The organism is Streptomyces sp. NPDC085937 (assembly GCF_044540535.1).
Classification (GTDB): domain Bacteria; phylum Actinomycetota; class Actinomycetes; order Streptomycetales; family Streptomycetaceae; genus Streptomyces.
The window spans coordinates 97,176-107,881 of record NZ_JBITSH010000016.1 but is presented as its reverse complement, the minus strand read 5'-3'; the positions used below and the strand labels follow the sequence as shown (position 1 = coordinate 107,881).

General features: G+C 76.6%; 7 protein-coding genes. 2 read left to right on the top strand and 5 right to left on the bottom strand.

Annotation, left to right across the window (positions count from 1 at the left end):
• Positions 1–25 precede the first annotated feature (25 nt).
• The 5 genes from ACIF8S_RS27985 to ACIF8S_RS27965 form a co-directional block, all read right to left on the bottom strand.
• Positions 26–1,396: a trypsin-like serine protease gene (locus ACIF8S_RS27985; RefSeq protein ID WP_400002671.1), complete on the bottom strand. Its 1,371-nt coding sequence runs from the start codon at positions 1,394–1,396 to the stop codon at positions 26–28.
• 154 nt (positions 1,397–1,550) lie between these two features.
• A complete protein-coding gene (locus ACIF8S_RS27980; protein WP_400002669.1) occupies positions 1,551–3,218 on the bottom strand; it encodes an alkaline phosphatase D family protein in 1,668 nt (555 codons plus the stop codon).
• A 246-nt stretch (positions 3,219–3,464) separates the two neighbouring features.
• Complete coding sequence (locus ACIF8S_RS27975) at positions 3,465–4,229, bottom strand: metallophosphoesterase (RefSeq protein ID WP_400002668.1); 765 nt, start codon at positions 4,227–4,229, stop codon at positions 3,465–3,467.
• Positions 4,226–4,510, bottom strand: a complete 285-nt coding sequence (locus tag ACIF8S_RS27970; protein WP_024887648.1) for a BON domain-containing protein — start codon at positions 4,508–4,510, stop codon at positions 4,226–4,228. The genes ACIF8S_RS27975 and ACIF8S_RS27970 overlap by 4 nt, the downstream gene beginning before the upstream one ends.
• Before the next feature lie 22 nt (positions 4,511–4,532).
• Entirely contained in the window at positions 4,533–5,225 is a 693-nt protein-coding gene (locus tag ACIF8S_RS27965) for a nucleotidyltransferase family protein (RefSeq protein ID WP_400002665.1), read from the bottom strand.
• Between the two features lie 258 nt (positions 5,226–5,483).
• On the opposite strand from ACIF8S_RS27965, the gene ACIF8S_RS27960 reads away from it, so the two are divergent.
• Both ACIF8S_RS27960 and ACIF8S_RS27955 read left to right on the top strand, forming a co-directional pair.
• On the top strand, positions 5,484–6,155 hold the full coding sequence (locus ACIF8S_RS27960) for a hypothetical protein (RefSeq protein ID WP_400002664.1): 672 nt from the start codon (positions 5,484–5,486) through the stop codon (positions 6,153–6,155).
• 21 nt (positions 6,156–6,176) lie between these two features.
• Complete coding sequence (locus ACIF8S_RS27955) at positions 6,177–10,499, top strand: HAD-IC family P-type ATPase (protein WP_400002662.1); 4,323 nt, start codon at positions 6,177–6,179, stop codon at positions 10,497–10,499.
• Positions 10,500–10,706 lie beyond the last annotated feature (207 nt).

The following is a 10,706-nucleotide window of genomic DNA, read 5'->3' as shown; positions in this document are numbered from 1 at the left end:
CCGCCGACGCCGTACGGCCGGTCCGTCAGAGCCGCTGCCAGAGCGCCGGGGTCCCGGCCGGGGCCCACGCCCCCTGCGCCTGGTGCGTCTGCAGGCACTGGTACGTCACACCGTCACGGGTGACGGTGGAGCCCGCCTCGTAGACCGAGCCGGCGGTCCACGCCCGGGAGCCGCCCTCCTGCTGCCCGGTCGCGGCCTGCGCGGCCACCGTGGTCAGGGTCAGCCCGTACTCGGAGAGGATCGGGTTGACCGGCTGGAAGAACGTCGTGCCGCCGTTGGTGCAGTCCCCGGAGCCGCCGGAGGTGACCCCCTGCGCCTGGGCGCCCGCGACGTACGGCCCGCCGGAGTCGCCCGGCTCGGCGCACACCGTGGTCCGGGTCAGCCCGTCCACCGTGCCCTCCGGGTAGCGGACGCTCGCGTCGTGCTGCTCGACCGTGCCGCAGTGCCAGCCCGTCGTGGAGCCGGAGCGGCACACCGACGCCCCCACGAGCGCCTGGGCCGAGCCGGTGACCTGGACGTCCTGGCCGCTCTGCGCCTTGACGTCGGGCGTCGGCGTCCACTGGCTCTGGGTGGCCACCCACGCCATGTCCTTCCCGGGAAAGACGGACGCCTGGAAGGTGCCCTGCGCGGTGCGGTCGTAGCCGGTCGTCGTGGCGCCCGCCCTGCCGCAGTGCCCGGCCGTCACGAAGCCCGGCTGCGTGCCCTTGGTGACGGAGAAGCCGACCGAGCAGCGCGCCGAGTCGTTGATGTAGTAGGCGTCACCGCCGGTGATGTCCTGCAGCAGCCGGGGCCGTTCGGCCGACAGCCGGATGCCGACGTCCTCCTGCTCGAGTCCGGCGGCCTTCACGAGCGCGGTGCCCGCGGCCTGGTCGACCGCCTGCACCACGACCCGGTTCTTCGGCACGTCGACGTACCAGACGGGCGTGTCGAGGGCGGAGACCCGGCCGGCCGCCGCGTCCAGCTTCTCCTTCGCCGCCTCCAGCGCGGCCAGGGGCCGCTCCACCACCTGCGCGGTGGCGCCCTCGGCCTCGATGGCCGCCACGTCCCCGGCGTCGGTGGTCGCCACCGTCAGCTCGTCGGCGGTCGCGCCGCGCAGCCAGGCGCCCGCGTACCGCTCGCCCAGGGAGTTGCGCAGCCGGCCGGCACGGGTGCCCGCCTCCGCCTCGTTGACCAGACGCGTGGACGCCTGCTCGGCGTCCAGGTCCAGGTCGCGCTGGAGGGCCGTGAGCAGATGCGGCGAGGGCCGGTCGGCGCCGAGGGTCTGCGCCGCACCGGGCGCGGGGCCCGCCACGGGGGAGGCGTCCGCCGCCGCGGCGGAGGGGAGTCCGGCGAGGACGAGGGCGCCGAGTGCCATCAGGGCCGAGTGGCGCGCGGTCCGGGCGTGTCTGAGGACCATGCGGTACGTCTCCTTCGTTCGGGCGGCGAGCTGTCGAGGAGACTTAGGCCTTGCCTGGCGTGCCCGACGGAATGTCAGGACACGCCGGGATTGACACGATCGATACGACGACCGGCCCCAGGTGCAGTACGCGGACGGGGTCGGCCGGGTGACGTCAGACGGGCGTGAGGCCGGGCGCGCCCGCCTCCGTGACGAAGGAGGCCGCGGTGGTGACGGCCGCGCCGGGCGTGGTCACGGCCTGCACGGTGCGGAAGTCGGCGCGCGCGTTCTCCCGGTTCAGTTCGACCCGCAGATAGCCGCGCCGCCCGTCGTAGAACCGCAGGTGCGGGTTGGCCCTCGTGAGGGTGTCCCAGTTGGCCGGGCGCTCCGCCCCGTCCCGGCCGCTGGTCACCGAGGTGCAGGTGAGCTCCGTGCCCAGGGTGGCCGAACCGGCGTCGTCGAAGTCCTCCTTGATGTCGAAGGCGTACGCCACATGGACGTCCCCGGTGAGCACCAGCCAGTTCTCGACGCCGGCGGCCCTGGCCCCGGCGACGAGCCGGCCGCGGTTGGCCCGGTAGCCGTCCCAGGCGTCCATGGACAGCTTGGCCTGCGCGTTGAGGTCCAGCGCGCGCTGCGAGAAGCACACCTGCTGGGGCATCACGTTCCACAGCGCCCCGGAGGCGGCCCAGCCGTCGAGCAGCCAGCGCTCCTGGGCGTCGCCGGTGAGGCTGCGCGCCGGGTCGTCCGACTCCGGGCCGGGCACGTGGGTGACGTCGCCGTAGGCCTGGTCGGAGCGGTACTGCCGGGTGTCCAGCACGTCGAACTGGGCGAGGGTGCCCCAGTTGAGACGGCGGAACAGCTGGGCGTCGGGGCCGTCGGGGAGCTGGCCGGCGCGCAGCGGCTGGTTCTCCCAGTAGGCGCGGTAGGCGGCGGCCCGCCGGGCCAGGAACAGCGCCGGGTCGCTGCCGTTCTCGTCGTGCTCCGCCGCGTAGTTGTTCTCCGTCTCGTGGTCGTCCCAGGTGACGACGAACGGGTGCGCGGCGTGCGCGGCCCGCAGGTCGGGGTCGCTCTTGTACAGCGCGTAGCGCATCCGGTAGTCGGCGAGGGTCGTCGTCTCCCGGTTGAACACGGACGGCAGCACCCGGTCCGTGTAGTTGCGGGCGCCGCCCGCGGAGTTGACGGCGTACTCGTACAGGTAGTCGCCGAGGTGGAACACCACGTCGACGTCCTCGCGTGCCAGCTGCCGGTGCACGGTGTAGTAGCCGTCGTGGTACGCCTGGCAGGCCACCGCGGCCAGCCGCAGGCGCGTGACGTCCTCGCCCGCCGCGGGAGCGGTCCGGGTCCGGCCCGTCGGGCTGATCCAGGCACCCGTGCGGAACCGGTAGTAGTAGGGGCGGTCGGGATCCAGCCCGCGCACGTCGGCCCGCACGCTGTGCGCGTACTCGGGGTGGGCCACGACGGTGCCGCCGCGCACCACGAGGGCGAACGAGTCGTCCTGCGCGACCTCCCAGGCCACCTCGACCTGCTGCTGCCCCAGCCCCCCGTCCGGCTGGAAGGGCGCCGGGGCGAGCCGGGTCCACAGGACCACCGAGTCCGGCAGCGGGTCCCCGGAGGCGACGCCGAGGGTGAAGGGGTCCTCGGTGATCCGGGCCGCGTCGAGCCGGGGCGCGGCGAACGCGCCGCGCGTGGGGAGGTTGGTGGAGAAGGCGAGGGTGGCGGCCGCGGCGCCGACGGTCAGGAAGCGACGGCGTGACACCTGGCGGGCGGCGGTGCGCAGTGCGGCGTCGTGCGGGAAGGGGGCGAGCGCGGAGGCAGGTCGTCCGGTGCGGCCCGGCAGCGCCATGCGGTGTCCTCTCGTACGGGGCGGGGTGGACGGCAGCCGCAGGCGGGCGGGGCCGCGGACACGAAGATCTGCATGCTAAGCAGACAAAATGCTCGTCAGACGTGTGTCGGACGCGTGCCGTGCGGGGCGTTCACACCACAGGCGGTACGGGAAGGGGCGCACACGAAAGCGCCGCCGGCAGGACCGACGGTGCTTCGGGAACCGGGGATCGGACGGTGCTTCGGGAACCGGGGATCGGACGGCGCTTCAGGAACCGGGAGATCGGACGGCGTCCGCGCCCACCCGTTCGCGCAGTGGCAGGTGGTAGACGTGGAAGGCCCGACCGATCACGGGCTGGGCGACGTTGCGCACCTTGACACCGCCGGTGGTCATCCCGTGCTCGCTGCCCGCGTGCGCGTGCCCGTGCACGGCGAGGTCGGCGCCGGCCGTGTCGATCGCCTCGGCCAGCAGATAGCTGCCCAGGAACGGGTAGATCTCCGCCGGCTCACCGGCCAGTGTCTCCGGCACGGGGGAGTAGTGGGTGAGCGCGATCCGCACGTCGCAGTCCTCCTCCGCCAGCCGCTCCAGCGCGGTCCGCAGGCCGTCGGCGCAGCGGCGGGAGACCCGGACGAACTCCTTCATCACCGGCTCCCCGAACTCTCCGGCGCTCGCCCCGACGAACCCGCCGCCGAACCCCTTGGTGCCGGCCACGCCGACCTTCGCGTCCCCGATCCGCAGCACCGTCGCCTCGCCCTCGAGGACGTGCGCGCCGGCGTCCCGCAGCAGGCCGGAGACCTCGTCCTGCCGGTCGTCGTGGTGGTCGTGGTTGCCGAGCACCGCGACCACGGGCACCCCGAGGCCCCAGATCTCGTCGGCCACCACCCGCGCCTCGTCGAGCGTGCCGTGCCGGGTGAGGTCCCCGGCCAGCAGCAGCAGGTCCGCGCAGTCCGGCAGCGTGTCGAAGGCGGGGCGCAGCACCCCCCGCGTGTCGGGGCCCATGTGGATGTCCCCGACGGCGGCGACCCGGATCATGACAGCTCCTCCGCGTGGTCGGGCGACGAAGGTTCGCTCACGACGATGTCGCAGTGCACGTCCAGTCCGCCGAGCTCCTCGCGCACCACCTCCAGGACGTCGTCCCGGCAGCGGGCCGAGGGGACGGTGCCGGTGACCAGGACGGCCCCGCCGCGGACCTCGGCCCGCACCCCGAGCTCGCCCAGCTCCTCCGAGGCGAGACGGTCCTGCAGGTGCGCGATGCGGTACTCGGGGCCCGCGGGCGGGGCACCGCCCGCCGGACCGGCGTCGTGGGTGTTCATGGGCGTTCCTTCCACGGGCGGGTCAGATGACGTTCAGGCGTTCCAGGAGGAAGAAGAAGGCGGCCGGCATGGGCGCGTCGCCGCAGTCGCGCCGCACCTGCTCCCAGTCGACCTTCTCGCGCAGCGCGCGGGCGATGGGCAGCACGGCGCCGAAGTCGCAGTGGTGCTCGGAGAAGGCGGCGACGAGGCTGGTCAGCAGGTCGGTCGGGGCCAGGACCGGCATCCGGACCGACTCCACGGGCAGTTCCCGCGCCCGCTCCAGCATCTCGGTGGACACCGGACGGTGGGCCAGCTCGAAGATGACGTCGACGTCCTGGCCGAAGCAGGTCGCCTTGATCAGCCAGTCCTCGGGCGGGGTGTAGACGGTCAGCCCGGCGTCCCGGAGCGTGGCGGCGACCGGCCCCGCGTCCTGCGGGCGGACACAGAAGTCGACGTCGTGCTGGAGGTTGCCGCTGCCGCCGTGGGCGTGCACGGCGACGCTGCCCGCCAGCGCGAAGAGGTGCCCGCCCCGCTTCAGCACCGCGCCGACCTGCTTGGCGGCCTCCAGGATGGCCTGGTTGCGGTCCCGGGGGAGGCCGGAGTCGTCCGCCTGCCCGAGCACCGGCTCCGCCCGCACGTCCAGCGGCGGCGCCTCACCCGGCGCGTCCGAGGCCAGACGGAGGTCCGGTGTCCCCGGGCGCCGCATCCGTGCGGCGTCCTCGCCGTTCTCCGTCATGACCCGACCACTCCCTTCGCGACCGGACGGTCCGCACGGCCGCTGTCTCCCGGTGCCCGTCGAGGGCGCACGCCTGTGTGCCAGTTCCTGGTACCCGGCGCGCCCGTTCCGACACGGGCCCGGAAGCGGGACGGGCGGCCCCCGACCGCTTCGGGTGTACCGGGAAGGCGCGCGGGCCGGTCACGGCCGACGATGGGGCGAAAGGCAACGAAACGGACGAGTGTGCCCGGTGGCGGTGCGCGCCTGGTGGAGGTCGACATGGAGCAGGACACGTCGCGTGCGTCGGATCTTCCGCAGCCGCTGCGGGCCGTCACCTCCCATCTGCGGCGGCTGCCGGGCGCCGGGCAGGTGGGCAGGGCCGCGGGCGGCGCCCTCGACGCCCTCGGCGCGGTGTCGCCGCGCGGGCGCCGGATCGCCGTCTACGCCGGCGCGGGCGTGCTCGGCGTCGCCGGACTCGTGGAGTGGCCCGTGGCCCTCACCGGCGCGGCGGTCGCCTGGCTGACCCGCCCCCGCGGGACGGAGGGGCAATGGGCGGAGGCCGCCGACACCGCGACCGCCCTGACCGACGGCACGTCGGCCGACGGCGATCCCGAGGGCGAGCTCCTCGCGGGAGCCGGCGACAGCGCCCCCGCCGCGGCGGGTGCACAGGAGGGCGGTACGCCGGGCACGGCCGCCGGTGCCGGGCCCGGGGGCTCCGGGTCCCGCAAGGCCGGTACGCCCGCCGCCGCGGGCCACGGGCGCGGTGCCGACGCGCGGGGGCCCGCCGGGCCCGGAGACCGTCTCATCCCCTCCAGGCACCGCCAGGTGCGTGAGCAGCCCGCCAAGGTGGGCGACACCACCACCGCCTCCGCGCTGCGGCAGGTCGCCGAGGCCACCACGCAGCACGCCCCCGGCAGCGACCGGGACGGCACGTCCCGGCACACCGGCTGAACCACGACCACGGGAGCCGGAATGCTCGCACTCATCGACGTCGCGCCGCTCGCCGGGGCCGTGGCGGGGGCCGCCGCCGAAGCCGCCCGCGGCACCGCCCAGGGCGTGACGTCCGTACAGGTCACGACCCGCCGCCTGACGAACGTCGCCCGCAACGCCCTCGGCGGCGGCCGGCGCTGGCGGGCCGGGCACCGCGTCCACCTCGCCCTGCGCCACCCCGACACCGCCGTCGGCCCGCTCGCCCGCGAGGTCGCCGCCGGCCTGCTCGACCACCCCGACGTCGTGGCCGCGTACTGGGACGAAGGGCTCGCCCGTCTCGTGGTGACCGCCGCGACGGACGCGGCGGGCGACCGCGTGACCGAGCGGGCCGTCGCGCTCGCCGCCCGCCTCGGACTCACCGAGGACCCCGGACCCGAGCCGGACGACGCCACCGTCCACCCCGGCGACCCGCGCGAGGTACGGGTCGCCGCGGCCGCCCTGCTGCTCGACGCCGCCGGTGTGGCCGGGGCCCTCGCGGGCCGGTCGCTGCGGCTGCCGCGCAGCCCCAAGGCGCTCACCGCCCTCGTCACCCTGCTGCGCGAGAACCCCCGCTTCCGCGCCCGGCTGCGCGAGCGGCTCGGCGGCAGCGGCATGGAACTGCTCCTCGCCGCGGCCAACGCCGCCGCGCACGGCGCCGCCCAGTCCCCGGTGTCCCTGCTGCTCGACGGCCTGCTGCGGACGGGACAGCTCACCGAGGCGACGGCCCGCGCGGTCGCCTTCGAGGCGGTCCACGACGACATCTGCAGCGAACGGCGCGCCGGCATCCCGCGCCCCCCGGACATCCGCCCCCCGCTGCGCGTGACCCCCGCCCAGGCCTACGCGGCCAACGCCGGCACCGGCAGCGTGGCCGGGGCCGCCGCGACGCTCCTCATCACCCGCGACAGCGGCGAAGCCGCCGAGGCCGTACTCGCCGGCTCCCCGAAGGCCGCGCGCTACGGCCCGGCCGCCTTCAACGCCGTGCTCGGCACCGCGCTCGCCCGGTCCGGCGTGCTGGTGCGCGGCGGGGACCGGCTGCGCCAGCTGGAGATCGCCGACTCGCTGGTCCTGCACACCGACGCGCTGCGCAGCCTCCCCCCGGCCGAGGACGAGGAGCCCGCCCCGTACCACGACCCCGTACACCCCTGGGCGGAGGCGGTGCTCGACGCCGCCCGCCGGGCCGGGCTGCACGTCGTCGTCACCGGAGGCTCCGAGCTGAAGGACATCACCCGCCTCGCCGACGAGATCGCCCCCGCCGACCTGCCGTTCGGCGACATCGTGCGCGCCCTCCAGCACGACGGGCACATCGTCGTCGCCGTCGCCCGCGTGCCCGCCGACGGCGACCGCGACATCGCCGACGGACTGCCCGCGGGCGACGTGGCGATCGCCCTCACCGACGGCCACTCGGCGATCCCCTGGGGCGCCGACGCCCTCGCCCCCGGCGGACTGGCGGACGTCTGGCGGCTGCTCACCGCCGTCCCCGCGGCCCGCCGGGTCGGCCGCCGCTCGCAGACCCTGGCCCGGGCGGGCGCCGCCCTCTCCGGGCTGATGGTGGCCCGCGGCGGCACCCCCGGCGGCCGGGTGTGGCAGCGGCTCACCCGCCACGCCCCGGTGAACGTCGCGGCGGCCGGCGCCCTGGTCAGCGGCTGGACCGAGGCCGTACGCGTGGCCCGGGCCGTGCCGCCCGAGCCGCGGCTGCACGTGCCCTGGCACGCCCTGGAACCGCACGAGGCGCACGCCCTGCTCCGGGACGCCCGCACCGCCGCCGAACCCGTCGGACTCGACCTGCTCACCGCCCGCGCCCGGCAGCGCGTCGCCCGCCTGGCCCGCACCGGCGCGGCGGCGCCCGCCCGCTGGACCTGGGAGGCGGCGGGTGCGGTCCGCCGCGAACTCGACGACCCGCTCACCCCCGTCCTGGCCACCGGCGCGGTCGCCTCGGCCCTGCTCGGCTCCGTCGTCGACGCGCTGCTCGTCGTCGGCGCCATGGACCTCAACGCGGTCGCGGGCGGACTGCAACGGCTGCGCGCCGAACGGGCACTCGCCCGGCTGGCCGCCCACCAGCAGCCCCGCGCCCGCCGGCACGTCACCGACAGCCGCACGGTCACCGTCGACGCCGTACGGCTGCGGCCCGGGGACCGGATCGACCTCGCCGCCGGAGACGTCGTACCGGCCGACGCCCGGCTGGTGCGCGCCGAAGGGCTGGAGGTCGACGAGTCGTCGCTGACCGGCGAGTCGCTGCCCGTCACCAAGGACGTCGACGCCACACCGGGCGCGCCGGTGGCCCGGCGGACCTGCATGGTCTTCGAGGGCACCACCGTGGTCGCGGGCCGGGCCGAGGCGCTGGTCGTCGACACCGGCGACCACACCGAGGCCGGCCGCGCGGTCGCCCTGGCCTCCCGCACCCCGCCGCCCGCCGGCGTGCAGGCCCGCCTGCAGGAGCTGACCCGCAAGGCCCTGCCCGTCACCCTCACCGGCGGGGCGCTGGTGACCGGGCTGTCCCTGCTGCGCGGAAGCCCGCTGCGGCGCGCCGTCAGCGGCGGTGTCGCCGTGGCCGTCGCCGCCGTCCCCGAGGGGCTGCCGCTGGTCGCGACCGTCGCCCAGATGGCGGCCGCCCGCCGCCTCTCCCGCCGAGGCGTGCTGGTGCGCACCCCGCGCACCCTGGAGGCGCTCGGCCGGGTCGACACCGTGTGCTTCGACAAGACCGGCACCCTCACCGAGAACCGGCTCCGCCTGGTGCGCGTGGCCGCCGCCGACGGCACCGTCCTGGCCCCGGACGCGGAGCGGGCCGTACCGGTCGTCCGGCAGGCCGCGCGCGCCTGCCCTCGGGAGGAGACCGCCGAGGGACGCAAGATCGCGCACGCCACCGACGAGGCGGTGCTGGACGCCGCCCCGCCGGACGACGCCTGGACCGCGCACGGCGAACTGGCCTTCGAGGCCAGCCGCGGCTACGCGGCGGCCGTCGGCCGCGACGGCGAGGGGACGTACCTCGTCGTGAAGGGCGCCCCCGAGACCGTGCTGCCCGCCTGCGCGGACCTGCCCGACGCGGCGACCGGCACCGCCCATGCCCTCGCCGGCCAGGGACTGCGCGTCCTCGCCGTCGCCCGCCGCCCGTACCGGGGCGACGACCCGGCGGCGGAGCTCCAGGACGGCCTGACCGGGCTGGAGCTCGTCGGACTGGTCGCCCTGGCCGACGTCCCGCGCGAGACCTCGCAGGAGCTGCTCACCGCGCTGCGCGCGTCCGGCATCCTGCCCGTCATGCTCACCGGCGACCACCCGGAGACCGCCCGCGCCATCGCCCTGCAACTGGGCTGGCCCGAGGAGACGCGGGTGGTCACCGGGGACGAGCTGGTCGCCATGGGCCGCGCCGACCGGGTGCGCGCCCTGCACGGCGCCGGTGTCGTCGCACGGGTCGCGCCCGAGCAGAAGCTGCACGTCGTGGAGGCCCTGCAGCAGGCCGGCCGGGTCGTGGCGATGGCCGGCGACGGCGCCAACGACGCCGCCGCCATCCGCGCCGCCGACGTGGGCGTCGGCATCGAGGCCCGCGGCTCCGCGGCCGCCCGCAACGCGGCCGACATCGTGCTCACCGGCGGCGACCTGTCCGTCCTGGTGGACGCCTTCGCCGAGGGCCGGGCGCTGTGGCGCAGCGTGGCCGACGCGGTGAGCATCCTCATCGGCGGCAACGCCGGCGAGGTCGGCTTCAGCGTGCTGGGCACCCTGCTCGCCGGCTCCTCGCCGCTGTCGACCCGCCAGCTGCTGCTGGTCAACCTGCTCACGGACATGTTCCCCGCCATGGCGGTGGCCGTGACACCGAGCGACGACCCGTCCACGGCGGCGCACGCCGCGACCGGCCCGATGAGCCTCGACGTGCTCGGCGCGCCGCTGCTGCGCTCCATCCGACGGCGCGGTGTGACCACCTGCCTCGGCGCGGTGACCGCCTATCTGATCGGCCGGTTCACCCCCGGCACCGAACGCCGCTCCACGACCATGGCCTTGTGCGGGGTGGTCGGCGCCCAGCTGGCCCAGACCCTCTCCGGACGGCGCCACAGCACCCTGGTGTGGGTGACCGCGCTGGGCTCCGCCGCGGTGCTCGCCGCCCTGGTGCAGACGCCCGGCGTCAGCCACTTCTTCGGCTGCGTCCCGCTCGGCCCGGTCGCCTGGACCGGCGTCGCCCTGGCCATCGCCCTGTCGGCGCTCGCCCCGCGGCTCGAGCACCTCGCCGCCGTACGCCACCTCTACGCCCTCGCCACCCGCCTCGCCCTGCGCCTCGGCGACTCGGCGCGGCAGACCCGCCACCTGCTCCACACCGGCATCGCCCGCCCCGTCGCCTGACGGGCCCCCGCCCGCCCGGCCCGCGGCCGGGCGTCCCACGCCGCGCGGCCGGGGGCGTCCCCTCGGGTGGGACCGCACGCCCCGGGCGTGACGCGGCCCCCGGCCCCGTGGCGTGGGCGCGCGCGGCGGGACCGGCGTCGGGCGCACAGACTGGAAGGGCAGGGGCGGCGCCCGGCACACCCCGGCTCCGCCGACGCAGGCGGGCCG

Excerpts from the sequence above, each read along its gene's own strand:
- ACIF8S_RS27960 (WP_400002664.1), top strand. The coding sequence starts at position 5,484 with ATGGAGCAGGACACGTCGCGTGCGTCGGATCTTCCGCAGCCGCTGCGG.
- ACIF8S_RS27975 (WP_400002668.1), bottom strand. The coding sequence starts at position 4,229 with ATGATCCGGGTCGCCGCCGTCGGGGACATCCACATGGGCCCCGACACG.
- ACIF8S_RS27965 (WP_400002665.1), bottom strand. The coding sequence starts at position 5,225 with ATGACGGAGAACGGCGAGGACGCCGCACGGATGCGGCGCCCGGGGACA.
- ACIF8S_RS27970 (WP_024887648.1), bottom strand. The coding sequence starts at position 4,510 with ATGAACACCCACGACGCCGGTCCGGCGGGCGGTGCCCCGCCCGCGGGC.
- ACIF8S_RS27980 (WP_400002669.1), bottom strand. The coding sequence starts at position 3,218 with ATGGCGCTGCCGGGCCGCACCGGACGACCTGCCTCCGCGCTCGCCCCC.
- ACIF8S_RS27955 (WP_400002662.1), top strand. The coding sequence starts at position 6,177 with ATGCTCGCACTCATCGACGTCGCGCCGCTCGCCGGGGCCGTGGCGGGG.
- ACIF8S_RS27985 (WP_400002671.1), bottom strand. The coding sequence starts at position 1,396 with ATGGTCCTCAGACACGCCCGGACCGCGCGCCACTCGGCCCTGATGGCA.